Origin of the sequence: Escherichia sp. AM3, from assembly GCF_032029835.1 — a bacterium.
In the GTDB taxonomy this organism is placed as follows: domain Bacteria; phylum Pseudomonadota; class Gammaproteobacteria; order Enterobacterales; family Enterobacteriaceae; genus Escherichia; species Escherichia coli.
Window position 1 is genome coordinate 91,768 of the sequence record NZ_JAVUPQ010000006.1, and the last position, 23,899, is coordinate 115,666.

The 23,899-nt window shown below is 50.9% G+C and carries 28 protein-coding genes and 3 pseudogenes; 22 read left to right on the forward strand and 9 right to left on the reverse strand.

The genetic code is table 11. From position 1 onward, the window contains the following. Positions 1–8: 8 nt before the first annotated feature. The 3 genes from fliZ to RTW80_RS04900 form a co-directional block, all read right to left on the reverse strand. Entirely contained in the window at positions 9–560 is a 552-nt protein-coding gene (gene fliZ, locus RTW80_RS04890; RefSeq protein ID WP_001741889.1) for a flagella biosynthesis regulatory protein FliZ, read from the reverse strand. 45 nt (positions 561–605) lie between these two features. Then, a complete protein-coding gene (gene fliA / locus RTW80_RS04895; RefSeq protein ID WP_001087467.1) occupies positions 606–1,325 on the reverse strand; it encodes an RNA polymerase sigma factor FliA in 720 nt (239 codons plus the stop codon). A 163-nt stretch (positions 1,326–1,488) separates the two neighbouring features. Continuing rightward, positions 1,489–2,538 carry a FliC/FljB family flagellin gene (locus RTW80_RS04900; protein WP_033548498.1) on the reverse strand — a complete coding sequence of 350 codons (1,050 nt, stop codon included), beginning with the start codon at positions 2,536–2,538 and terminating at the stop codon, positions 1,489–1,491. Between the two features lie 247 nt (positions 2,539–2,785). Here RTW80_RS04900 and fliD point away from each other — a divergent pair, with 247 nt between their 5' ends. The 4 genes from fliD (at position 2,786) to amyA (ending at position 6,557) form a co-directional block, all read left to right on the forward strand. Next, positions 2,786–4,201: a flagellar filament capping protein FliD gene (gene fliD / locus RTW80_RS04905; protein WP_000146830.1), complete on the forward strand. Its 1,416-nt coding sequence runs from the start codon at positions 2,786–2,788 to the stop codon at positions 4,199–4,201. 15 nt (positions 4,202–4,216) lie between these two features. Continuing rightward, on the forward strand, positions 4,217–4,627 hold the full coding sequence (gene fliS / locus RTW80_RS04910) for a flagellar export chaperone FliS (RefSeq protein WP_063119342.1): 411 nt from the start codon (positions 4,217–4,219) through the stop codon (positions 4,625–4,627). Further along, complete coding sequence (gene fliT, locus RTW80_RS04915; RefSeq protein WP_032247646.1) at positions 4,627–4,992, forward strand: flagella biosynthesis regulatory protein FliT; 366 nt, start codon at positions 4,627–4,629, stop codon at positions 4,990–4,992. Before fliS ends, fliT begins: the two co-directional genes overlap by 1 nt. 77 nt (positions 4,993–5,069) lie before the next feature. Beyond that, the gene (gene amyA / locus RTW80_RS04920; protein ID WP_001245699.1) at positions 5,070–6,557 is read left to right on the forward strand and encodes an alpha-amylase; all 1,488 of its coding nucleotides are present in this window, start codon (positions 5,070–5,072) and stop codon (positions 6,555–6,557) included. Positions 6,558–6,590: 33 nt separating this feature from the next. Here the strand turns inward: amyA and yedD are convergent, their stop codons facing one another. Continuing rightward, the gene (yedD, locus tag RTW80_RS04925; protein WP_001295642.1) at positions 6,591–7,004 is read right to left on the reverse strand and encodes a lipoprotein YedD; all 414 of its coding nucleotides are present in this window, start codon (positions 7,002–7,004) and stop codon (positions 6,591–6,593) included. A 186-nt stretch (positions 7,005–7,190) separates the two neighbouring features. On the opposite strand from yedD, the gene yedE reads away from it, so the two are divergent. The 3 genes and pseudogenes from yedE to RTW80_RS04940 all read left to right on the forward strand — a co-directional run. Next, entirely contained in the window at positions 7,191–8,396 is a 1,206-nt protein-coding gene (yedE, locus tag RTW80_RS04930; RefSeq protein ID WP_000118890.1) for a selenium metabolism membrane protein YedE/FdhT, read from the forward strand. Further along, the gene (gene yedF, locus RTW80_RS04935) at positions 8,393–8,626 is read left to right on the forward strand and encodes a sulfurtransferase-like selenium metabolism protein YedF (RefSeq protein WP_000790504.1); all 234 of its coding nucleotides are present in this window, start codon (positions 8,393–8,395) and stop codon (positions 8,624–8,626) included. The genes yedE and yedF overlap by 4 nt, the downstream gene beginning before the upstream one ends. A 108-nt stretch (positions 8,627–8,734) precedes the next feature. Further along, a pseudogene (locus RTW80_RS04940) lies at positions 8,735–9,160 on the forward strand (SOS response-associated peptidase family protein); the annotation flags it as partial. On the opposite strand, the pseudogene RTW80_RS04945 reads toward RTW80_RS04940, so the two are convergent. Further along, positions 9,153–9,443 (reverse strand): annotated as a pseudogene (locus tag RTW80_RS04945) (helix-turn-helix domain-containing protein); the annotation flags it as partial. The pseudogenes RTW80_RS04940 and RTW80_RS04945 sit on opposite strands and share 8 nt — an antisense overlap. Before the next feature lie 22 nt (positions 9,444–9,465). Here RTW80_RS04945 and tnpA point away from each other — a divergent pair. After that, positions 9,466–9,990 (forward strand): IS200/IS605 family transposase, encoded by a 525-nt coding sequence (gene tnpA, locus RTW80_RS04950; RefSeq protein ID WP_001347174.1) that lies wholly within the window; start codon positions 9,466–9,468, stop codon positions 9,988–9,990. A 156-nt stretch (positions 9,991–10,146) separates the two neighbouring features. Here tnpA and RTW80_RS04955 read toward each other — a convergent pair whose 3' ends face one another. The 4 genes from RTW80_RS04955 to fliE all read right to left on the reverse strand — a co-directional run bounded on the left by RTW80_RS04955 (position 10,147) and on the right by fliE (position 12,664). Further along, on the reverse strand, positions 10,147–10,944 hold the full coding sequence (locus tag RTW80_RS04955; protein WP_000879825.1) for a helix-turn-helix transcriptional regulator: 798 nt from the start codon (positions 10,942–10,944) through the stop codon (positions 10,147–10,149). 9 nt (positions 10,945–10,953) lie between these two features. Further along, positions 10,954–11,505, reverse strand: a complete 552-nt coding sequence (gene ybcL / locus RTW80_RS04960) for a Raf kinase inhibitor-like protein YbcL (RefSeq protein WP_001310919.1) — start codon at positions 11,503–11,505, stop codon at positions 10,954–10,956. Between the two features lie 168 nt (positions 11,506–11,673). Then, positions 11,674–12,006: a multidrug efflux SMR transporter EmrE gene (emrE, locus tag RTW80_RS04965; RefSeq protein ID WP_001070440.1), complete on the reverse strand. Its 333-nt coding sequence runs from the start codon at positions 12,004–12,006 to the stop codon at positions 11,674–11,676. 343 nt (positions 12,007–12,349) lie between these two features. Further along, the gene (gene fliE, locus RTW80_RS04970) at positions 12,350–12,664 is read right to left on the reverse strand and encodes a flagellar hook-basal body complex protein FliE (protein ID WP_001274295.1); all 315 of its coding nucleotides are present in this window, start codon (positions 12,662–12,664) and stop codon (positions 12,350–12,352) included. Between the two features lie 214 nt (positions 12,665–12,878). On the opposite strand from fliE, the gene fliF reads away from it, so the two are divergent. The 14 genes and pseudogenes from fliF to rcsA all read left to right on the forward strand — a co-directional run. Next, on the forward strand, positions 12,879–14,537 hold the full coding sequence (gene fliF / locus RTW80_RS04975; RefSeq protein WP_000994427.1) for a flagellar basal-body MS-ring/collar protein FliF: 1,659 nt from the start codon (positions 12,879–12,881) through the stop codon (positions 14,535–14,537). Then, a complete protein-coding gene (gene fliG / locus RTW80_RS04980) occupies positions 14,530–15,525 on the forward strand; it encodes a flagellar motor switch protein FliG (RefSeq protein WP_000067950.1) in 996 nt (331 codons plus the stop codon). Before fliF ends, fliG begins: the two co-directional genes overlap by 8 nt. Then, complete coding sequence (gene fliH, locus RTW80_RS04985) at positions 15,518–16,204, forward strand: flagellar assembly protein FliH (protein ID WP_001282658.1); 687 nt, start codon at positions 15,518–15,520, stop codon at positions 16,202–16,204. Before fliG ends, fliH begins: the two co-directional genes overlap by 8 nt. After that, on the forward strand, positions 16,204–17,577 hold the full coding sequence (gene fliI, locus RTW80_RS04990) for a flagellar protein export ATPase FliI (protein ID WP_032247651.1): 1,374 nt from the start codon (positions 16,204–16,206) through the stop codon (positions 17,575–17,577). Before fliH ends, fliI begins: the two co-directional genes overlap by 1 nt. 18 nt (positions 17,578–17,595) lie before the next feature. Further along, positions 17,596–18,039 (forward strand): flagellar export protein FliJ, encoded by a 444-nt coding sequence (fliJ, locus tag RTW80_RS04995; protein WP_000807584.1) that lies wholly within the window; start codon positions 17,596–17,598, stop codon positions 18,037–18,039. After that, positions 18,036–19,163 (forward strand): flagellar hook-length control protein FliK, encoded by a 1,128-nt coding sequence (locus RTW80_RS05000; protein WP_000620129.1) that lies wholly within the window; start codon positions 18,036–18,038, stop codon positions 19,161–19,163. The genes fliJ and RTW80_RS05000 overlap by 4 nt, the downstream gene beginning before the upstream one ends. A 104-nt stretch (positions 19,164–19,267) precedes the next feature. Next, positions 19,268–19,732: a flagellar basal body-associated protein FliL gene (gene fliL, locus RTW80_RS05005; protein ID WP_000133108.1), complete on the forward strand. Its 465-nt coding sequence runs from the start codon at positions 19,268–19,270 to the stop codon at positions 19,730–19,732. Positions 19,733–19,736: 4 nt separating this feature from the next. Continuing rightward, positions 19,737–20,741: a flagellar motor switch protein FliM gene (gene fliM, locus RTW80_RS05010; protein ID WP_063119343.1), complete on the forward strand. Its 1,005-nt coding sequence runs from the start codon at positions 19,737–19,739 to the stop codon at positions 20,739–20,741. After that, positions 20,738–21,151, forward strand: a complete 414-nt coding sequence (fliN, locus tag RTW80_RS05015; protein WP_001282098.1) for a flagellar motor switch protein FliN — start codon at positions 20,738–20,740, stop codon at positions 21,149–21,151. The genes fliM and fliN overlap by 4 nt, the downstream gene beginning before the upstream one ends. A gap of 2 nt (positions 21,152–21,153) precedes the next feature. Next, a complete protein-coding gene (gene fliO / locus RTW80_RS05020; protein WP_001295640.1) occupies positions 21,154–21,519 on the forward strand; it encodes a flagellar biosynthetic protein FliO in 366 nt (121 codons plus the stop codon). Beyond that, positions 21,519–22,256 (forward strand): flagellar type III secretion system pore protein FliP, encoded by a 738-nt coding sequence (fliP, locus tag RTW80_RS05025; RefSeq protein WP_001253450.1) that lies wholly within the window; start codon positions 21,519–21,521, stop codon positions 22,254–22,256. The genes fliO and fliP overlap by 1 nt, the downstream gene beginning before the upstream one ends. Before the next feature lie 9 nt (positions 22,257–22,265). Then, positions 22,266–22,535 carry a flagellar biosynthesis protein FliQ gene (fliQ, locus tag RTW80_RS05030; protein WP_000187358.1) on the forward strand — a complete coding sequence of 90 codons (270 nt, stop codon included), beginning with the start codon at positions 22,266–22,268 and terminating at the stop codon, positions 22,533–22,535. 7 nt (positions 22,536–22,542) lie between these two features. After that, the gene (fliR, locus tag RTW80_RS05035; protein ID WP_032247654.1) at positions 22,543–23,328 is read left to right on the forward strand and encodes a flagellar biosynthetic protein FliR; all 786 of its coding nucleotides are present in this window, start codon (positions 22,543–22,545) and stop codon (positions 23,326–23,328) included. A gap of 289 nt (positions 23,329–23,617) precedes the next feature. After that, positions 23,618–23,824, forward strand: a pseudogene (gene rcsA, locus RTW80_RS05040) (transcriptional regulator RcsA); the annotation flags it as partial. Positions 23,825–23,899: the final 75 nt, after the last annotated feature.

Here is a 23,899-nt window from a genome sequence, read left to right on the forward strand (position 1 = left end):
ATTCTTATTTAATATATATCAGAAGCAGGCAGGCTGGAGGATTTCTGCACAAGTCCGGTACACGTTTGACGCTGATAGTGTTGATACTTCCGTAATGCGATACGGTAATTGTTGGTGCTGGTGGTGGGCAGCCACGGGGCGAGGATTTCATCAAGGAAACCGTCCTGCAGCTGATCGAGGGAAATATTTTGCTCGTGTAGATGATTCCCCAAACGGCGCAAACGAACGACATATTCACGCACCGTACCTGGGCTCATTTCAGTTTGCTCAAAAAGAAATTGCTTAAAGCCGATAATATCGAAAAAATCACTCTGCGTTTTGCAATGTAAATCACCGCAAAATCGGCACAATGCCGCCCATGATTTTTGTTCCGTTTGCCAGCCATTTTCATCAAGCAGCGCGTCCAGGCGGGAAATCTCGATTTTATTCACTATTTTGCCGTCGCGAACGAGGGTAATGCGATCGAGTAATTTACGGCAATGCGCGCAATAAGTCTGGCTGTGTTTAAAGTCTTTAAGATAGCGGCTTAATGGCCGTCTTTTCAGGTGCTGCACCATCATTAAGAACTCCTGGTAGTCAAAATTAAAGTGCGGCATTTACTGACGTTATAACTTACCCAGTTTAGTGCGTAACCGTTTAATGGCCTGGCTGTGTAACTGACTGACCCGCGATTCCCCGACCTCCAGCACCGCGCCAATCTCTTTGAGATTCAGCTCTTCCTGGTAATAGAGGGTTAATACCAGTTTTTCGCGCTCCGGCAACGTTTCGATAGCTTCCATCACCCGCTGGCGCAGATTACTGTCCAGCAGTTGTTGTAGCGGGTTTTCTCGCTGATGATCATCAGTAACCAGTTCGATGCTATCGCCGTGCTCTTCGCGCCACTCATCGTAGGAGAAGAGCTGGCTGTTATTGGTGTCGAGCAACATTTGGCGATAATCGGCAATATCGATCCCTAAACGTTCCGCAACCTCAGTTTCCGTGGCGTTGCGGCCAAGTTCCTGCTCCAGTTGCCCTATTGCCTGTGCCACTTCACGCGCGTTGCGTCGCACGCTGCGCGGCACCCAGTCACGGCTGCGAAGTTCATCCAGCATAGCGCCACGGATACGCTGCACTGCGTAAGTTGTAAATGCCGTTCCTTGTAGGGCGTCATAGCGTTCGACGGCATTAAGTAACCCAATGCCGCCCGCCTGTAGCAGATCGTCAAGTTCCACGCTCGCGGGCAGTCGAACCTGCAGGCGCAATGCTTCGTGACGCACCAGCGGGACATAACGCTGCCACAGCGAGTGTTTATCCATTACACCTTCAGCGGTATAGAGTGAATTCACGATAAACAGCCCTGCGTTATATGAGTTATCGGCATGATTATCCGTTTCTGCAGGGTTTTTAATCGGACGATTAGTGGGTGAAATGAGGGGTTATTTGGGGGTTACCGGTAAATTGCGGGCAGAAAAAACCCCGCCGGTAGCGGGGTCAGGCAGGTTAAGGCCATTAGCCTTGTAACAGAGACAGAACTTGCTGCGGTACCTGGTTGGCTTTAGACAGCACGGAGTTGCCCGCCTGCTGGATAATCTGCGCTTTCGACATGTTGGACACTTCGGTCGCATAGTCGGCGTCCTGAATACGGGACTGCGCTTCAGACAGGTTGGTGGTGGTGTTGTTCAGGTTGGTGACCGCAGAATCCAGACGGTTTTGAACGGCACCGAGGGAGGAGCGGAATTTGTCGACTTTAGCGATTGCGGCATCCAGTGCTTTTAACGGATCGGCTGTAGCGGCTCCCGCCACTTCCGCTGCACCAACAGTTACCGCCGCCGCCGTACCGGTAATGGCTACAGTGGCTTCCATGTATTTACCGGTTGCAGAATCAACGACCGCATATTTAGTACTGTTAGACGCGGTGTCAGTGTAAGACAGTAAATTGACTTGTTTACCCCCAGCATCCTTGACATCCGCAGCAGCAATTGCTGTACCATTAGCAGCCGTCAGTTTCGCCGCGCTGAAATCCGCCATGCCGGACACGGTAAATCCTTTCAGATTCAAAGTGGTACTGTCGATTTGTTGCAAGCCAATGCTGATCGTCTGGTTATCATTGGCACCAATCTGAATCTTCATCGAATCGTTTTTCGACAGCACGTTCACACCGTTGAACTGGGTCTGACCAGATACACGGTCAATTTCATCAAGACGGGATTTGATTTCGTCCTGAATAGAAGACAGGTCGGAATCAGAGTTCGTGCCGGTAGAGGCCTGAACGGTCAGTTCACGAATACGCTGCAAGTTGTTGTTAATCTCTGACAGCGCGCCTTCAGCCGTCTGCGCCAGAGAAATACCGTCGTTGGCGTTACGTGCGGCCTGAGTCAGACCTTTGATGTTAGAAGTAAAGCGGTTAGCAATCGCCTGGCCCGCGGCGTCATCTTTAGCGCTGTTAATACGCAGACCAGAAGAGAGGCGCTCGATAGAAGTCGACAGCGCAGACTGGTTTTTGTTGATGTTGTTCTGAGTGATCAGCGAGAGGCTGTTGGTATTAATGACTTGTGCCATAATTCATTTTCCTGTTTTCAAGTCTACGGTTTAAGTATTGGGCTTCCACCCTTCGGCTTCGTCGCCGTCAACCCTGTTATCGTCTGGTCACTCACAACCTTTAGAATTTTTTTCTAGCGGTCGAAATACTCCCCTTCCTCGTTGCTGTTCGTGCCATTAAGGCAAAAAATAAATCGTAAACTTTACCCCGCTTACGCCGATAACCCCGGTATTCGTTCTATACACGTCGCATGATTAAGGAAACTATATGGCTAGTATTTCAACGCTTGGGGTTGGGTCGGGGCTGGACTTAAGCAGCATCCTTGACAGTCTGGAGGCGGCAGAAAAATCTACCCTGACGCCGATATCAAAACAGCAAAGCTCTTACACCGCGAAACTGAGCGCCTACGGGACGCTGAAAAGTGCACTAGAGAGTTTCCAGACAGCCAACACAGCACTGAATAAAGCCGATTTATTTACCGCCACCTCAACCACCAGCAGTTCATCGGCTTTCAGCGCCACCACCACGGGCAGCGCGATTGCTGGGAAATACACCATTAGCGTTAGCCAACTGGCGCAGGCACAGACGCTGACAACAAAAAATAGTCAAAAAGACAGTAAAGCCGCCATCGCCACCAGCGATAGCGTACTGACCATCCAACAAGGCGGCGGTAAAGATCCGGTCACGATTGATATCAGCGCGGGTAACTCGTCACTTTCCGGCATTCGCGATGCCATTAACAACGCCAAAGCTGGTGTCAGCGCCAGTATCATCAATGTGGGAAACGGCGAATATCGTCTGTCCATCACCGCTAACGATACGGGCAGCAATAACGCTATGAAACTTAGCGTCAGCGGCGACAGCGCCCTGGAAAGTTTTATGGGTTACAACGGAACGCCGGGTGATAGCAGCAATGGCATGATTGAAAGCGTCACCGCGCAAAACGCCAAACTGACAGTCAATAACGTTGAGATTGAAAACAGCAGTAACACTATCAGCGACTCACTGGAAGATATCACCCTCAACCTGAATGACGTCACCACCGGTAATCAGACACTGACCATCAGTAAAGACACATCCAAAGCTGAAAATGCGGTTAAAGCGTGGGTGGATGCCTATAACACATTGCAGGATACATTCAGCAGCTTAACCAAATACACCGCTGTCGATGCCGGAGCTGAAAGTCAGGACTCCAGTAATGGCGCATTACTCGGTGACTCCACACTGCGTACCATCCAGACTCAGCTTAAAACCTTGCTCGCCAATACTCACAGCAGTTCAAACTATAAAACGCTGGCACAGATTGGCATTACCAGCGATGCCAGTACCGGCAAGCTGGAAATCGCGACCGACAAACTGCAAACGGCGCTAAAAAATGATGCCGCTGGTATCGGTGAAATGTTTATAGGTGACGGCAAAAGTACTGGGGTAACCACCGGCATTAGTAACAACCTGACCAGTTGGCTCTCTTCCACCGGGATAATCCAGGCAGCAAAAGATGGCGTCAGCAAAACGCTGAATAATTTGACCGACCAGTACAACGCAGCCAGTGAACGTATCGATACCTTAATGACGCGCTATAAAGCCCAGTTCACCCAATTAGATGTGTTAATGAACTCGCTGAACTCCACTAGTAGCTATCTGACACAGCAGTTCGACACCTCAAATAGCAACTCGAAATAATCTTCAGGAGAGACTATGTACGCGGCAAAAGGCACCCAGGCCTATGCACAAATTGGCGTCGAAAGCGCCGTAATGAGCGCCAGCCAACAGCAGCTGGTCACCATGCTATTTGATGGAGTGCTGAGCGTACTGGTTAGAGCGCGCCTGTTTATGCAAGACAACAATCAGCAAGGCAAAGGCGTCTCTTTATCAAAAGCGATCAACATCATTGAGAACGGACTGCGGGTGAGTCTTGATGAAGAGAGCAAAGACGAATTAACCCAAAACTTGATTGCTCTTTATAGCTATATGGTCAGGCGCTTGCTGCAAGCCAATTTACGTAACGATGTCTCCGCAGTCGAAGAAGTGGAAGCATTAATGCGCAATATTGCCGATGCCTGGAAAGAGTCTTTACTCTCCCCTTCTTTGATTCAGGACCCAGTCTGATGAACAATACACCGCATTTGTATTTCGCCTGGCAACAACTCGTCGAAAAAAGCCAGCTCATGTTACGCCTGGCAACGGAAGAACAATGGGACGAACTCATCGCCAGCGAAATGGCGTATGTGAATGCGGTGCAGGAGATCGCACACCTGACTGAAGAGGTTGCCCCGTCCACTACGATGCAGGAGCAGCTCCGCCCGATGCTGCGCCTGATTCTCGACAACGAAAGCAAGGTAAAACAGTTATTACAGATTCGGATGGATGAACTGGCGAAACTGGTCGGTCAGTCATCGGTGCAAAAATCGGTGTTAAGTGCCTATGGCGATCAGGGCGGCTTTGTGCTGGCTCCGCAGGATAACCTCTTTTGAATCTTAATGAGCCGATGGCTCGCGAATAATCCGATTACGGCTACGCTTCTAATATTCCCCTTGAATGGAGTCGAAGAATGCGTAATCCCACGCTGTTACAATGTTTTCACTGGTATTACCCGGAAGGCGGTAAGCTCTGGCCTGAACTGGCCGAGCGCGCAGACGGTTTTAATGATATTGGTATCAATATGGTCTGGTTGCCGCCCGCCTATAAAGGCGCATCGGGCGGCTATTCGGTCGGCTACGACTCCTATGATTTATTTGATCTAGGTGAGTTTGATCAGAAAGGCAGCATCCCTACTAAATATGGTGATAAAGCACAACTGCTGGCCGCCATTGACGCCCTGAAACGTAATGACATTGCGGTGCTGCTGGACGTGGTAGTCAACCACAAAATGGGCGCGGATGAAAAAGAAGCTATTCGCGTGCAGCGTGTAAATGCTGATGACCGTACGCAAATTGACGAAGAAATCATTGAGTGTGAAGGCTGGACGCGTTACACCTTCCCCGCTCGTGCCGGGCAATACTCGCAGTTTATCTGGGATTTCAAATGTTTTAGCGGTATCGACCATATCGAAAACCCTGATGAAGATGGCATTTTTAAAATTGTTAACGACTATACCGGAGAAGGCTGGAACGATCAGGTTGATGATGAACTCGGTAATTTCGATTATCTGATGGGGGAGAATATCGATTTTCGCAATCATGCCGTGACGGAAGAGATTAAATACTGGGCGCGCTGGGTGATGGAACAAACGCAATGCGACGGCTTTCGTCTTGATGCGGTCAAACATATTCCGGCATGGTTTTATAAAGAGTGGATCGAACACGTACAGGAAGTTGCGCCAAAGCCGTTGTTTATTGTGGCTGAATACTGGTCGCATGAAGTCGATAAACTGCAAACGTATATTGATCAGGTGGAAGGCAAAACCATGCTGTTTGATGCGCCGCTGCAGATGAAATTCCATGAAGCATCGCGCATGGGTCGCGACTACGACATGACGCAGATCTTCACTGGGACGCTGGTGGAAGCCGATCCTTTTCACGCCGTAACCCTCGTTGCCAACCACGACACCCAACCGTTGCAAGCCCTCGAAGCCCCCGTCGAACCGTGGTTTAAACCGCTGGCGTATGCCTTAATTTTGTTGCGGGAAAATGGCGTTCCTTCGGTGTTCTATCCGGACCTCTACGGTGCACATTACGAAGATGTCGGTGGTGACGGGCAAACCTATCCGATAGATATGCCAATAATCGAACAGCTTGATGAGTTAATTCTCGCCCGTCAGCGTTTCGCCCACGGTGTACAGACGTTATTTTTCGACCATCCGAACTGCATTGCCTTTAGCCGCAGTGGCACCGACGAATATCCCGGCTGCGTGGTGGTCATGTCGAACGGAGATGATGGCGAAAAAACCATTCATCTGGGAGAGAATTACGGCAATAAAACCTGGCGTGATTTTCTGGGGAACCGGCAAGAGAGCGTAGTGACAGACGAAAACGGCGAAGCGACCTTCTTTTGCAACGGCGGCAGCGTCAGCGTGTGGGTTATCGAAGAGGTGATTTAAATCCATCCCCGGCGGCAAGCCGGGGAGATTTCATTACGGCAGTGGCGTCGGTAACGGCGCTTTATCCAGCGCGGCGGCACACTCTGCCGTCGGGCGATCCACACGCTCCATCGTCATACCATCGTACTCAATGGTGTTACCGTCACGCTCAACCTCGTACAGCTCACGTTTTACGGTAACGTTAGTGAGATCATCAGACATCAATGTCAACTTACCCGGCACGGCAATCACCCGCTGCCACTGACGGCAATCCAAGGTATCGCCCTCTTTAGTGACAATGAGGCTGCCTATCGCTTCCGGACTGACCAACGCACGTTGCGGCCCTTTGGTCTGCCAGTAGCCCGCCAGCCAGTCCGGCGCGGGGGTTTTCACGACATTGTTATAGTTTTCGACTTCGGCACAGCCCGCCAGCAACATGAGCGCACCTGCAATTGCGAGTTTTTTCATCATTCGTCCTGCATGAGAAGAAAAGAGGATTGTGGCATTAAAGCCCTGATGTCGCCAGCCTTTCCAGGTTCAGAGAGAAATTTGATCTAACCATTATTTTTGTGAATTATTACCCCGAAAATAAATTTGCATGGTGTATGATTCGCGACTCTTGTTTCAAACCTTCTGAGTTCAGAGGCTACATTCATGTCATGGCAGCAATTCAAACACGCCTGGTTGATTAAATTCTGGGCGCCCATCCCCGCGGTCATCGCGGCGGGTATTCTCTCCACTTACTATTTTGGCATCACTGGCACCTTTTGGGCTGTCACAGGTGAATTTACCCGTTGGGGCGGTCAGCTCCTGCAGTTGTTCGGCGTCCATGCTGAAGAGTGGGGTTATTTTAAAATTATCCATCTGGAAGGATCGCCATTAACCCGCATCGACGGAATGATGATCCTCGGTATGTTTGGCGGCTGTTTTGCCGCAGCGCTGTGGGCCAACAATGTCAAACTGCGCATGCCGCGCAGCCGTATCCGCATTATGCAGGCCATCATTGGCGGTATTATCGCCGGTTTTGGCGCACGTCTGGCAATGGGCTGTAACCTGGCGGCGTTCTTTACCGGAATTCCACAGTTCTCGCTGCACGCCTGGTTCTTTGCCATCGCCACTGCCATTGGTTCATGGTTTGGCGCGCGCTTTACCCTTCTGCCCATCTTCCGTATTCCCGTGAAAATGCAGAAAGTTTCTGCTGCCTCACCGTTGACGCAAAAACCGGATCAGGCGCGGCGTCGTTTTCGTCTCGGGATGCTGGTCTTTTTCGGCCTGCTGGGCTGGGCGCTGCTGACGGCGATGAACCAGCCCAAACTGGGGCTGGCAATGCTGTTTGGCGTCGGCTTTGGTTTACTGATTGAACGTGCGCAAATCTGCTTTACTTCGGCGTTCCGCGACATGTGGATCACCGGACGTACCCATATGGCGAAAGCAATCATTATCGGTATGGCGGTAAGTGCCATCGGGATCTTCAGTTACGTACAGTTAGGCGTTGAACCCAAAATCATGTGGGCGGGACCAAACGCGGTAATTGGTGGTTTACTGTTTGGTTTTGGCATCGTGCTGGCAGGCGGCTGCGAAACCGGCTGGATGTACCGCGCGGTAGAAGGCCAGGTGCACTACTGGTGGGTCGGTCTGGGCAACGTGATCGGCTCAACGATTCTGGCGTACTACTGGGATGATTTCGCTCCGGCGCTGGCCACCGACTGGGACAAAATCAACCTGCTGAAAACCTTTGGCCCGATGGGCGGCCTGCTGGTGACATATTTGCTGTTGTTTGCTGCTCTAATGTTGATTATTGGCTGGGAAAAACGCTTCTTCCGCCGTGCGGCACCGCAGACTGCTAAGGAGATCGCATGAAAAATATCGTTCCTGATTACCGTCTTGATATGGTGGGTGAACCCTGCCCTTATCCGGCAGTCGCAACCCTTGAGGCGATGCCGCAGTTAAAAAAAGGGGAGATCCTGGAAGTGGTGAGCGACTGTCCGCAGTCGATCAATAATATTCCACTGGATGCGCGTAATCACGGCTATACGGTGCTGGATATTCAGCAAGACGGGCCGACCATTCGTTATTTAATTCAGAAGTAATCCCTCATTCCCGCTGTGGCCCACAGCGGGAATATCGTTGCCTCTCTATCACATAGATTTAACCCGCCCCCTCTCCTATTCTTTTCAGTGTGACCTCAGGAGGTTTCTATGTGTGGACGCTTTGCCCAATCCCAAACGCGTGAAGATTACCTTGCGCTTCTCGCGGAAGATATTGAACGCGATATTCCCTACGATCCCGAACCTATTGGCAGATACAACGTCGCGCCGGGAACCAAAGTCCTTCTGCTCAGTGAACGTGATGAACACCTTCATCTGGATCCGGTTTTCTGGGGATATGCTCCCGGATGGTGGGATAAACCGCCGCTGATTAACGCCCGCGTAGAAACTGCCGCAACCAGTCACATGTTTAAACCGCTCTGGCAACATGGTCGGGCAATCTGTTTTGCCGATGGCTGGTTTGAGTGGAAAAAAGAAGGCGACAAAAAGCAGCCTTATTTTATCTATCGTGCTGATGGACAAGCTGTTTTTATAGCCGCGATAGGTAGCACACCGTTTGAGCGTGGTGACGAAGCCGGAAGAAGTTTTTGTAAGCCCGCTCAGGGTCTTTCAGTGACTGTTGCAATGGCTGTGAGGGCGAATCTTTAAGCCATTGCGTTTCAGTGGCATTTTTCCACTCAACCAACCAGGAAGCCATTTTCCCGTAAGGGATGTATTTATTACCGGCCTCATGATTCTCATTCTGAAGCGCCAGAGCACGATTGAAAACGAAACGACATGCGCCTGCGAAGCGCCTCATTTCACGCTCCTGTTGACCACCTGGTCTTAACCGGAATTTGAATGCCTGTAGTCGTTTCATGGGCCAAATCATACTTTGGCCTATGAAAAAAGAAACCGATATCCGACGCGGAAGGCATTGTGTTTTCCTGAAGCATGTTCACCTAGTCTTCGTTACTAAATACCGACGTCAGATTTTTGACCATGACGCGACAGAAAAACTACGCACTTACTTTTCAAATGTATGTGCTGATTTTGAAGCTGAACGGGTTGAAATGGATGGCGGACCAGATCACGTCCATTTGTTAATTAACTATCCTCCCAAACTGGCGATATCCAGTCTGGTAAACAGCCTCAAAGGCGTATCGAGTAGGTTACTGCGACGAGATCGACCAGATATTGCAGTCAGGTATTACGACAAAGGCGTTTTGTGGAGTCCTGGCTATTTTGTCAGTAGCTGCATCTTAACGTATCAACTAGATTTAATAACAACGATATCCGTACCTAACCGGATATCTAATGTCATAAGCATCCCTTTAATTATCCCCTCAACCTCTTGTAACTTTCCCACTCTTGAGCTCCACATAGTCCAAACGCCGGATGCAAAAAAATCACACGTGCATTTCTGAAATTGTGATGGAGGAAGATAGTATCAATTATATGTGCTTAGAAACGTCCCCGATTAGCGCAGAAGTCACCGGATTGTTCAGACTCCAATAGGTTGAGTATGCCGTATTTATTTTCCAAAATAAAAATCGATGCTGTTGCTCCTTCATAAAATACTTTTACTCTCTGGACGCTTTTCTTAGCTCTCTTGGTGTTATCTTAAAACGATTATGGAACCTTTCAGTAAAACGAGAAGGACACTTGTAACCATTTTCCCTGGCAATCTCGCTGATGGGTTTTACTGTCGTTTGTATAGCAGACAACGCATTATTTAACCTCACGTCGTCCAATATACTTTGAAAACTTACTCCCTCGCTTGCCAGACGGCGATGCAATGTGGAAACAGAAATGTAGAGATATCTCGCTACCTTGTTTGCTGTCCATTTTGTTCCAGGTTCGGATAGCATTAGGTTATAACAACGACTTATTAATGATTGTTTACTATCTGATAAAAGTAAACAATTAACATGATGTGCTCCTAATGAAAGTAGAACGCCCATTGCTAAGTGTTCCTGAATTTGCGTTGAGAAGCCTCGGGAAATAGATGTTTTTAGTTGCTCCCAACAATATATTAACTCGGGGTTCTGAGGTAAGCAGAAACCTGTCGTGTTACGAATTTGATCAGTTATCGCATAAAATTTTTGAAACTTTTCAATTAGATCAATGGGATAATAAAGCATTTCTGCAAGATAAAGACCTGCTTCTGGATAATTCGCAATATAAAATTCATATCCACAGGGAAATAATATTATCTGATTATTATCAACAGTTAGACTATGCGTCTCCCAATTGATAACTTTTTTTCCCTGACGGATACGACATAAAGCTGGCATAAGAGGCTTAACCCTGTGAATCTCATGATGTTTATGCATCCGTATTTCTTCAATCTTTAGGTTAGTCTTATCTTTTGCCAGCATACTCTTACCCTACTTTATCTCATAAACTGGTGTTATCTCAGCGGTTGCAATTTTATTGGCATTAAGCATATAACCAACTAACGCTCCGCTGGAATTAGAATCCACAGGAATTTTATCAGTTTTTAGAGCCCATACTTTAAACTGGTAATGATGGGGTTTATCTCCTTTGGGAGGACATGCTCCACCAAATCCTGCATAACCAAAATCATTTCGGCCTTGAACAGCACCAGTCGGAAGTTTTGTACCATCACGTCTTCCTGCATCAGCAGGCAAATATGTTACAGTTGCTGGAATATTAGCAACAGTCCAGTGCCACCATCCACTGCCTGTAGGAGCATCTGGATCATACACAGTTACGGCAAAGCTTTTGGTGCCTTCAGGAGCACCAGACCAGGTTAATGAGGGCGATGTATTACCACCTTCACACCCAAATCCAGAAAATACATGAGACGTTGTAAGTTGCTCTCCTGTTTTTATTTCATTACTAGTGACCTGAAATGCTGCGGCCTGCGCAGAAAATGTTATGAATGCCAATACACTTGAAACGATAAGTTTTTTCATAAAAACCTCATTGTTGTGACCTATCGTTATTTTATTTGATGTGCCTTGATCTCATTATGCATAAAGGCGCAATGATCGCGCAAATGCAATCATAATTATAAAGGTGCCCCGAACATTAGCCATAATATGCACAAATCAGATTCCTGTTATCTCAAGGATAATTATTTTTTAATGCGGTGCACTTCGTGACAACAAGTTAATGACTAACACACCGGCACAAATCAACATCATGCCTATGATAGCTGGCAGGTCCAGTCGTTGACCAAAAAATCCCCAGGAAAGCAAACTAATCAGAACGATACCGACGCCTGACCAGATAGCATAAGCAATCCCTGTAGGTATATAAGCCAGCGTCTGAGCTAATAACCAGAATGATGCACAATAGCAAATAATTGTGCCAACAGAGGGCCATAACCGTGTAAACCCCTCTGAAAACTTCATTAAGGTTGTACCAATGACCTCTGCAAGTATTGCGCCACCAAGATAAATATAAGGGTTCATAGCATATTCTTTCCTGTTCATACTGGAGAGAATTGTACTACAGTTTGAACACAACTCACCGTTTTCATCCTAGTGTATGTGTATCCAGGGGGCTCTGGCGTGGCAAGAGATAAAGGCAGGAACAATAATGATCAGAAGGAACCCCAGGCTAACGAATGAGTTCACTCTTCCTGGGAGCAAAGCGAAGACAAAACATGTTATCGCGTTTACGGATCGTGGATGGCAGAAAACTTTCAGGATCAGGTATCCATTTTAAACCAGAAATTGAGTGAGTTTGCCCCATCCATGCCCCACGCTGTGGGATCGGATATAATAAACAAGCATAGTCAACAGGTTACAAAACCTACACCTGCATGGACATCACTTCCTGATACGCCGCCACCAGCTTATTACGCACCTGAATCCCCATTTGCATAGAAACTGAGGCTTTTTGCATATCGGTCATCACATCGTTTAACGCCACGCCGGGTTCACCGAGGGTGAATTTTTCTGCCTGCGTGCGGGCAGCTGTTTGTGTATCGCTAATGCGATCGAGCGCGGCGTGCAGCTGCCCGGCAAAACTAATGGTCGGTTGCGGCAGTGAATCCTGCGCACGCGCACTCATCGCCGTAGCCTGTAACTGGCTGATAACCCCTTCAATCCCCTGTATCGCTGACATTTTCGTCTCCTGGATAATTTCTGGTAGCAAAGCCTACCAGTAAGTCAATAAGACAAAGGCGCTAAATAGCAACAAAAAAACGGGTTTATTGGCGGATAGAAAAAAACGAAAGCACAAATAATGGCAGCGTCAATTTTTCGAGTTTGCTGACCCGGGAGTGAGTCTTGTTCCACTTTGCCAATAACGCCGTCCATAATCAGCCACGAGGTGCGCGATGAATGCGACTGCAGCCCAGACAAAATCTCTTGAGTGGCTTAATCGCCTGCGTGCGAATCCGAAAATTCCATTGATTGTTGCCGGTTCCGCGGCAGTGGCGGTCATGGTCGCACTGATCCTGTGGGCGAAAGCCCCCGACTACCGCACATTATTCAGCAATCTTTCCGATCAGGATGGTGGCGCAATTGTCAGCCAACTGACGCAAATGAATATTCCTTACCGCTTCAGCGAAGCCAGCGGCGCTATTGAAGTTCCGGCAGATAAAGTTCACGAGCTGCGTCTGCGCCTGGCGCAACAAGGTTTGCCCAAAGGCGGCGCGGTCGGTTTCGAACTACTCGATCAGGAAAAGTTTGGTATCAGCCAGTTCAGCGAACAGGTGAATTATCAGCGGGCGCTGGAAGGCGAGCTTTCTCGTACCATCGAAACTATCGGCCCGGTAAAAGGGGCGCGCGTACATCTGGCAATGCCGAAACCGTCTTTATTCGTCCGTGAACAAAAATCCCCTTCTGCATCGGTGACGGTAAATCTGTTACCCGGCCGCGCACTCGATGAAGGGCAAATTAGCGCCATTGTGCATCTGGTTTCCAGCGCCGTTGCTGGTCTGCCGCCGGGAAACGTCACGCTGGTGGATCAGGGCGGACATCTGTTAACCCAGTCCAATACCAGCGGGCGCGATCTTAATGATGCTCAGTTGAAATATGCCAGCGATGTCGAAGGCCGTATTCAGCGGCGTATTGAAGCAATCCTGTCGCCTATTGTTGGTAACGGTAATATTCACGCCCAGGTCACGGCGCAGCTGGACTTCGCCAGTAAAGAACAAACGGAAGAACAGTATCGCCCTAACGGTGATGAATCTCATGCGGCGCTTCGTTCACGCCAGCTTAATGAGAGCGAGCAAAGCGGTTCCGGTTATCCGGGCGGCGTACCGGGGGCGTTGTCGAATCAACCGGCACCTGCGAATAACGCGCCAATCAGCACGCCTCCGGCAAATCAAAATAACCGCCAGCAGCAGGCGAGCACCACCAGCAATAGCGGGCCGCGTAGCACACAGCGGAATGAAACCAGTAACTACGAAGTCGATCGCACCATTCGTCATACCAAAATGAACGTGGGCGATGTGCAACGTCTGTCAGTCGCGGTAGTGGTGAATTACAAAACCTTGCCAGACGGTAAACCATTGCCTCTCAGCAACGAACAGATGAAGCAAATTGAAGATCTGACCCGCGAGGCGATGGGCTTTTCTGAAAAACGCGGCGACTCGCTCAATGTCGTTAACTCGCCGTTCAATAGCAGTGACGAAAGCGGCGGAGAACTGCCGTTCTGGCAACAGCAAGCGTTTATCGATCAGTTGCTGGCTGCCGGTCGCTGGTTGCTGGTACTGCTGGTGGCGTGGCTGCTGTGGCGGAAAGCGGTACGCCCGCAGTTAACACGTCGCGCCGAGGCGATGAAAGCTGTACAGCAACAGGCGCAGGCCCGTGAGGAAGTGGAAGATGCGGTGGAAGTCCGCCTGAGCAAAGACGAACAACTCCAACAACGACGCGCTAACCAACGTCTGGGGGCAGAAGTCATGAGCCAGCGTATCCGTGAAATGTCTGATAACGATCCGCGCGTGGTGGCGCTGGTCATTCGCCAGTGGATAAATAACGATCATGAGTAACCTGACAGGCACCGATAAAAGCGTCATCCTGCTGATGACCATTGGCGAAGACCGGGCGGCAGAGGTGTTCAAGCACCTCTCCCAGCGCGAAGTGCAAACCCTGAGCGCTGCAATGGCGAACGTCACGCAGATCTCCAACAAGCAGCTAACCGATGTGCTGGCGGAGTTTGAGCAAGAAGCTGAACAGTTTGCCGCACTGAATATCAACGCCAACGATTATCTGCGTTCGGTATTGGTCAAAGCTCTGGGTGAGGAACGTGCCGCCAGCCTGCTGGAAGATATTCTCGAAACTCGCGATACCGCCAGCGGTATTGAAACGCTCAACTTTATGGAGCCGCAGAGTGCCGCCGATCTGATTCGCGATGAGCATCCGCAAATTATCGCCACCATTCTGGTGCATCTGAAGCGCGCCCAGGCCGCCGATATTCTGGCGTTGTTCGATGAACGTCTGCGCCACGACGTGATGTTGCGTATCGCCACCTTTGGCGGCGTGCAGCCAGCCGCGCTGGCGGAACTGACCGAAGTACTGAATGGCTTGCTCGACGGTCAGAATCTCAAGCGCAGCAAAATGGGCGGCGTGAGAACGGCAGCCGAAATTATCAACCTGATGAAAACTCAGCAGGAAGAAGCCGTTATTACCGCCGTGCGTGAATTCGACGGCGAACTGGCGCAAAAAATTATCGACGAGATGTTCCTGTTCGAGAATCTGGTGGATGTCGACGATCGCAGCATTCAGCGTCTGTTGCAGGAAGTGGATTCCGAATCGTTGCTGATCGCGCTGAAAGGGGCCGAGCAGCCACTGCGCGAGAAATTCCTGCGCAATATGTCGCAACGTGCCGCCGATATTCTGCGCGACGATCTCGCCAACCGTGGTCCGGTGCGTCTGTCGCAGGTGGAAAACGAACAGAAAGCGATTCTGCTGATTGTGCGCCGTCTTGCCGAAACCGGCGAGATGGTGATTGGCAGCGGCGAGGATACCTATGTCTGATAATCTGCCGTGGAAAACCTGGATGCCGGACGATCTTGCGCCACCACCGGCAGAGTTTGTGCCAATAGTCGAGCCGGAAGAAACCATCATTGAAGAGGCCGAACCCAGCCTTGAGCAGCAACTGGCGCAACTGCAAATGCAGGCCCACGAGCAGGGTTATCAGGCGGGGATTGCCGAAGGTCGCCAGCAAGGTCACGAACAGGGCTATCAGGAAGGACTGGCCCAGGGGCTGGAACAAGGTCTGGCAGAGGCGAAGGCTCAACAAGCGCCAATTCATGCCCGGATGCAGCAACTGGTCAGCGAATTTCAAACTACCCTTGATGCGCTTGATAGTGTGATTGCTTCGCGCCTGATGCAGATGGCGCTGGAGGCAGCACGTCAGGTGATCGGTCAGACGCCAACGGTGGATAACTCGGCACTGATCAAACAGATCCAACTGTTGTTGCAGCAAGAACCGTTGTTCAGCGGCAAACCGCAGCTGCGCGTGCACCCGGATGATCTGCAACGTGTGGATGATATGCTCGGCGCAACTTTAAGTTTGCATGGCTGGCGCTTGCGGGGCGATCCCACCCTCCATCCTGGCGGCTGTAAAGTCTCCGCCGATGAAGGCGATCTCGACGCCAGTGTCGCCACTCGCTGGCAAGAACTCTGCCGTCTGGCAGCACCAGGAGTGGTGTAATGACCACGCGCCTGACTCGCTGGCTAACCACGCTGGATAACTTCGAAGCTAAAATGGCGCAGTTGCCTGCGGTACGTCGCTACGGGCGATTAACTCGCGCTACCGGGCTGGTGCTGGAAGCCACCGGATTACAATTGCCGCTCGGCGCAACCTGTGTGATTGAGCGCCAGAACGGCAGCGAAACGCACGAAGTAGAAAGCGAAGTCGTTGGCTTTAACGGTCAACGGCTGTTTTTAATGCCGCTGGAGGAAGTGGAAGGTGTCCTGCCCGGCGCGCGTGTTTATGCCAAAAACATTTCGGCTGAAGGGCTGCAAAGCGGCAAGCAGTTGCCGCTCGGTCCGGCGTTATTAGGTCGCGTTCTGGACGGCAGCGGTAAACCGCTCGATGGCCTCCCCTCCCCCGATACGACGGAAACCGGTGCGCTGATTACCCCGCCATTTAACCCATTGCAACGTACACCGATTGAACATGTGCTGGACACCGGCGTGCGCCCAATCAATGCCCTGCTTACCGTCGGGTGCGGGCAGCGTATGGGGCTGTTTGCCGGGTCCGGCGTTGGTAAAAGTGTGCTGCTGGGGATGATGGCCCGTTACACCCGCGCCGATGTCATTGTCGTGGGTTTGATTGGTGAACGCGGACGCGAAGTAAAAGATTTTATTGAGAATATCCTCGGTGCCGAAGGGCGTGCACGCTCCGTGGTGATTGCCGCTCCGGCGGATGTTTCTCCGCTTCTGCGAATGCAAGGTGCCGCCTATGCCACGCGAATTGCCGAAGATTTTCGCGATCGTGGTCAGCATGTATTGCTGATTATGGACTCCCTCACCCGCTACGCGATGGCCCAGCGTGAGATTGCGCTGGCGATTGGCGAACCACCTGCCACTAAAGGTTATCCACCGTCGGTGTTTGCCAAATTACCGGCACTGGTCGAGCGTGCCGGAAATGGCATTAGCGGCGGCGGCTCGATTACCGCGTTTTATACCGTGCTCACCGAAGGCGATGACCAGCAGGACCCCATTGCCGACTCCGCGCGGGCCATCCTCGACGGCCACATTGTGCTGTCTCGCCGACTGGCGGAAGCCGGGCACTATCCGGCTATCGATATTGAAGCGTCGATCAGTCGCGCAATGACGGCGTTGATCAGTGAGCAACATTACGCGCGAGTGCGCACCTTCAAACAGCTGTTGTCGAGTTTTCAGCGTAACCGCGATCTGGTTAGCGTCGGCGCGTATGCCAAAGGCAGCGATCCGATGCTCGATAAAGCCATCGCCCTGTGGCCGCAGCTGGAGGGCTATTTGCAACAAGGCATTTTTGAACGCGCGGACTGGGAAGCGTCTCTCCAGGGGCTGGAGCGTATTTTCCCGACAGTGTCATAACCCAGGAGATAACGGCAGATGGCGGAACATGGTGCGCTGGCGACCCTGAAAGATCTGGCAGAAAAAGAGGTAGAGGATGCCGCTCGCCTGCTGGGTGAAATGCGTCGCGGATGTCAGCAGGCGGAAGAACAGCTCAAAATGCTGATCGATTATCAGAATGAATATCGCAATAACCTCAATAGCGATATGAGTGCCGGGATGACCAGCAACCGCTGGATCAACTATCAGCAGTTTATCCAGACGCTGGAAAAAGCCATTACTCAGCATCGCCAGCAACTTAATCAGTGGACGCAGAAAGTTGACATTGCCCTGAACAGCTGGCGAGAAAAGAAACAACGTTTGCAGGCCTGGCAGACACTGCAGGAACGGCAATCCACGGCGGCACTGCTTGCAGAAAACCGCCTCGATCAGAAAAAGATGGATGAGTTCGCCCAGCGCGCCGCCATGAGGAAACCTGAATGATTCGCTTAGCGCCCTTGATTACCGCCGACGTTGACACCACCACATTGTCTGGCGGCAAAGCCAGCGATGCTGCACAAGATTTTCTCGCGTTGTTGAGCGAAGCATTAACAGGCGAGGCAACAACCGACAAAGCGACTCCCCAGTTGCTGGTGGCAACAGATAAGCCCACGACAAAAGGCGAGCCGCTGGTCAGCGATATTGTTTCCGACGCGCAACAAGCGGATTTACTGATCCCTGTGGATGAAACACCGCCTGTCATCAACGACGAACAATCCACATCAACACCGTTAAACACCGCTCAGACGATAACGTTGGCTGCGGCGGCTGACAACAATACGGCAAAAGACGAAAAAGCGGATGATCTGAATGAAGACGTCACCGCCAGCCTGAGTGCCCTTTTTGCGATGTTGCCGGGTTTTGACAATACGCCCAAAGTGACTGATGCACCGTCAACCGTATTACCGACAGAGAAACCAACGCTCTTCACAAAACTGACTTCTGCGCAACTCACAACAGCACAGCCTGATGACGCCCCCGGCACGCCAGCTCAGCCATTAACACCGCTGATAGCAGAAGCCCAGAGTAAAGCGGAAATCATCAGCACGCCTTCGCCGGTGACCGCTGCCGCCAGCCCGCTAATCACTCCACACCAGACACAGCCACTGCCCACCGTCGCCGCGCCTGTTTTGAGTGCACCGCTGGGTTCTCACGAATGGCAACAATCATTAAGCCAGCATATTTCGCTGTTCACCCGCCAGGGGCAACAAAGTGCAGAGTTGCGTCTGCACCCGCAGGATTTAGGTGAGGTGCAAATCTCCCTCAAAGTGGATGATAACCAGGCGCAAATCCAGATGGTTTCACCGCATCAGCATGTACGCGCCGCCCTGGAAGCAGCGCTGCCGGTACTGCGTACGCAGCTGGCCGAAAGTGGCATTCAGTTAGGGCAAAGCAACATCAGTGGCGAAAGCTTTAGTGGTCAGCAGCAGGCCGCTTCCCAACAACAGCAAAGCCAACGCACAGTAAACCATGAACCTCTGGCGGGGGAAGAAGACGATACGCTTCCGGTTCCCGTCTCTTTACAAGGGCGCGTAACAGGCAACAGCGGCGTTGATATTTTCGCCTAACGTCAGAGGTAGCACCGTAATCCGCGTCTTTTCCCCGCTTTGTTGCGCTCAAGACGCAGGATAATTAGCCGATAAGCAGTAGCGACACAGGAAGACCGCAACACATGACTGATTACGCGATAAGCAAGAAAAGCAAGCGATCGCTTTGGATCCCGATTCTGGTATTCATTACCCTCGCGGCCTGTGCCAGCGCAGGTTACAGCTACTGGCATTCGCATCAGGTTGCCGCTGACGACAAAGCGCAGCAACGCGTCGTGCCCTCCCCGGTCTTCTATGCGCTGGATACCTTTACGGTCAATCTGGGCGATGCGGATCGCGTGCTGTATATCGGCATAACCCTGCGCCTGAAAGATGAAGCTACACGCTCGCGGCTGAGTGAGTATTTGCCGGAAGTCCGTAGCCGTTTGCTGTTACTGTTTTCGCGTCAGGATGCTGCCGTACTGGCGACAGAAGAAGGCAAGAAAAACCTGATTACCGAGATTAAAACCACGCTTTCCACCCCGCTTGTTGCCGGGCAACCGAAACAGGATGTCACCGACGTGCTGTATACCGCTTTTATTCTGCGATAACGACATGGGCGATAGTATTCTTTCTCAAGCTGAAATTGATGCGCTGTTGAATGGTGACAGCGAAGTCAAAGACGAACCGACAGCCAGTGTTAGCGGCGAAAGTGACATTCGTCCGTACGATCCGAATACCCAACGACGGGTTGTGCGCGAACGTTTGCAGGCGCTGGAAATCATTAATGAGCGCTTTGCCCGCCATTTTCGTATGGGGCTGTTCAACCTGCTGCGCCGTAGCCCAGATATAACCGTCGGGGCCATCCGCATTCAGCCGTACCATGAATTTGCCCGCAACCTGCCGGTGCCGACCAACCTGAACCTTATCCATCTGAAACCGCTGCGCGGCTCAGGGCTGGTGGTGTTTTCACCGAGTCTGGTGTTTATCGCCGTGGATAACCTGTTTGGCGGCGATGGACGCTTCCCGACCAAAGTGGAAGGTCGCGAGTTTACCCATACCGAACAGCGCGTCATCAACCGCATGTTAAAGCTGGCGCTTGAAGGCTATAGCGACGCCTGGAAGGCGATTAATCCGCTGGAAGTTGAGTACGTGCGTTCGGAAATGCAGGTGAAATTTACCAATATCACCACCTCGCCGAACGACATTGTGGTTAACACGCCGTTCCATGTGGAGATTGGCAACCTGACCGGCGAATTTAATATCTGTCTGCCATTCAGCATGATCGAGCCGCTACGGGAATTGTTGGTTAACCCGCCGCTGGAAAACTCGCGTAATGAAGATCAGAACTGGCGCGATAACCTGGTGCGCCAGGTGCAGCATTCACAGCTGGAGCTGGTCGCCAACTTTGCCGATATCTCGCTACGCCTGTCGCAGATTTTAAAACTGAAACCCGGCGACGTCCTGCCGATAGAAAAACCCGATCGCATCATCGCCCATGTTGACGGCGTCCCGGTGCTGACCAGTCAGTACGGCACTCTCAACGGTCAGTATGCGTTACGGATAGAACATTTGATTAACCCGATTTTAAATTCTCTGAACGAGGAACAGCCCAAATGAGTGACATGAATAATCCGGCCGATGACAACAACGGCGCAATGGACGATCTGTGGGCTGAAGCGTTGAGCGAACAAAAATCAACCAGCAGCAAAAGCGCTGCCGACGCGGTGTTCCAGCAATTTGGCGGTGGTGATGTCAGCGGAACGTTGCAGGATATCGACCTGATAATGGATATTCCGGTCAAGCTGACCGTCGAGCTGGGCCGTACGCGGATGACCATCAAAGAGCTGTTGCGTCTGACGCAAGGGTCCGTCGTGGCGCTGGACGGTCTGGCGGGCGAACCACTGGATATTCTGATCAACGGTTATTTAATCGCCCAGGGCGAAGTGGTGGTCGTTGCCGATAAATATGGCGTGCGGATCACCGATATCATTACTCCGTCTGAGCGAATGCGTCGCCTGAGCCGTTAGTGATGAATAACCACGCTACTGTGCAATCTTCCACGCCGGTTTCTGCTGCGCCACTGCTGCAGGTCAGCGGCGCACTCATCGCCATTATTGCCCTGATCCTCGCTGCTGCCTGGCTGGTAAAACGGTTGGGATTTGCCCCGAAACGCACTGGCGTTAACGGTCTGAAAATTAGCGCCAGTGCTTCGCTGGGCGCGCGTGAACGGGTTGTGGTGGTCGATGTGGAAGATGCACGGCTGGTGCTCGGCGTTACCGCAGGGCAAATCAATCTGCTGCATAAACTTCCCCCTTCAGCACCAACAGAAGAGATACCGCAGACCGATTTTCAGTCGGTCATGAAAAATTTGCTTAAGCGTAGTGGGAGATCCTGATGCGTCGTTTGTTGTCTGTCGCACCTGTCCTTCTCTGGCTGGTTACGCCCCTCGCCTTCGCGCAACTGCCGGGTATCACCAGCCAGCCGCTGCCTGGCGGTGGACAAAGCTGGTCGCTCCCGGTGCAGACGCTGGTGTTCATCACCTCGTTGACGTTTATTCCGGCAATTTTACTGATGATGACCAGTTTCACCCGCATCATCATTGTTTTTGGTTTATTGCGTAACGCGCTGGGAACGCCCTCCGCGCCACCTAACCAGGTATTGCTGGGGCTGGCACTATTTTTGACCTTTTTTATTATGTCACCGGTGATCGACAAAATTTATGTCGATGCGTACCAGCCATTCAGCGAAGAGAAAATATCAATGCAGGAGGCGCTGGAAAAAGGGGCGCAGCCGCTGCGTGAGTTTATGCTGCGTCAGACCCGTGAGGCGGATTTAGGGTTGTTTGCCAGACTGGCGAATACTGGCCCGTTGCAGGGACCTGAAGCCGTGCCGATGCGCATTTTGCTCCCGGCCTACGTGACCAGCGAGTTGAAAACCGCATTTCAGATAGGCTTCACGATTTTCATCCCTTTTTTGATTATCGACCTGGTGATTGCCAGCGTGTTGATGGCATTGGGGATGATGATGGTCCCCCCCGCCACCATTGCTCTGCCCTTTAAACTGATGCTGTTTGTACTGGTGGATGGCTGGCAATTGCTGGTCGGTTCGCTGGCGCAGAGCTTTTACAGCTAGAGAGGCAAAATGACACCTGAATCGGTCATGATGATGGGGACTGAAGCGATGAAAGTCGCGCTGGCACTGGCTGCCCCGCTGTTGCTGGTGGCGCTGGTCACGGGCCTTATCATCAGTATTTTGCAGGCCGCCACCCAGATCAACGAAATGACGCTGTCGTTTATTCCAAAAATCATCGCCGTATTTATTGCCATTATTATTGCCGGACCGTGGATGCTCAATCTGTTGCTGGATTACGTCCGCACCTTGTTCACTAACCTGCCGTATATCATCGGGTAGCCGTACTATGTTGCAGGTGACAAGCGAACAATGGCTATCCTGGTTAAGCCTCTACTTCTGGCCGTTACTGCGCGTGCTGGCGCTCATTTCTACCGCGCCAATTCTGAGCGAACGCAGCGTGCCGAAACGGGTAAAACTGGGTCTGGCAATGATGATCACGTTCGCAATTGCCCCATCATTACCTGCCAACGATGTTCCTGTTTTTTCGTTCTTTGCTCTGTGGCTGGCCGTGCAGCAGATCCTGATCGGCATTGCGCTTGGTTTTACCATGCAATTTGCCTTTGCCGCTGTGCGAACCGCTGGCGAAATTATCGGCCTGCAAATGGGGCTGTCATTTGCGACGTTTGTCGATCCGGCCAGCCATCTCAATATGCCCGTTTTAGCGCGTATCATGGATATGCTGGCGTTATTGCTGTTCCTGACATTTAACGGTCATTTATGGTTAATTTCACTGCTGGTCGATACCTTTCACACCCTGCCAATTGGTGGCGAACCGTTGAACAGCAATGCGTTTCTGGCACTCACCAAAGCAGGGAGTTTGATTTTCCTTAACGGGCTGATGCTGGCGTTACCGCTCATTACTCTGCTGCTGACCCTGAATCTGGCATTAGGTTTACTGAATCGTATGGCCCCGCAATTATCCATTTTTGTTATTGGATTTCCATTAACTCTGACTGTCGGTATCTCTTTAATGGCGGCATTAATGCCGTTAATTGAGTCTTTTTGCGAACATTTATTCAGTGAAATTTTTAATTTGCTGGCTGATATTATTAGTGAATTGCCATTAATATAATTCCGTAACGTTTATCATGTTATCCTAAGGATTATCCGAAAAATAATACCTACGAACATCTTCCAGGATACTCCTGCGGCGAAATATTTGTTTTAAGCTCACTCACATATCGCAACATTTACTTTACTTTAAGACAATTCCAGGCAAATTATACAACACTTTACGGGATAGTAAGTCCGCCTGAAAAATCGCGAGAGTGGCGCATTAGGTGACCCATGTTGTTCCGTTTAGTCATGATGAAATATTCAGGTAAGGGGAATTATCGTTACGCATTGAGTGAGGGTATGCCATGTCAACGATTATTATGGATTTATGTAGTTACACCCGACTAGGTTTAACCGGGTATCTGTTGAGTAGAGGGGTTAAAAAAAGAGAAATCAACGACATTGAAACCGTTGATGACCTTGCCATAGCTTGTGATTCACAGCGCCCTTCAGTGGTGTTTATTAATGAGGACTGTTTCATCCATGATGCTTCTAACAGTCAGCACATCAGGTGATGCTGCCAACTTACTGATTTAGTGTATGATGGTGTTTTTGAGGTGCTCCAGTGGCTTCTGTTTCTATCAGCT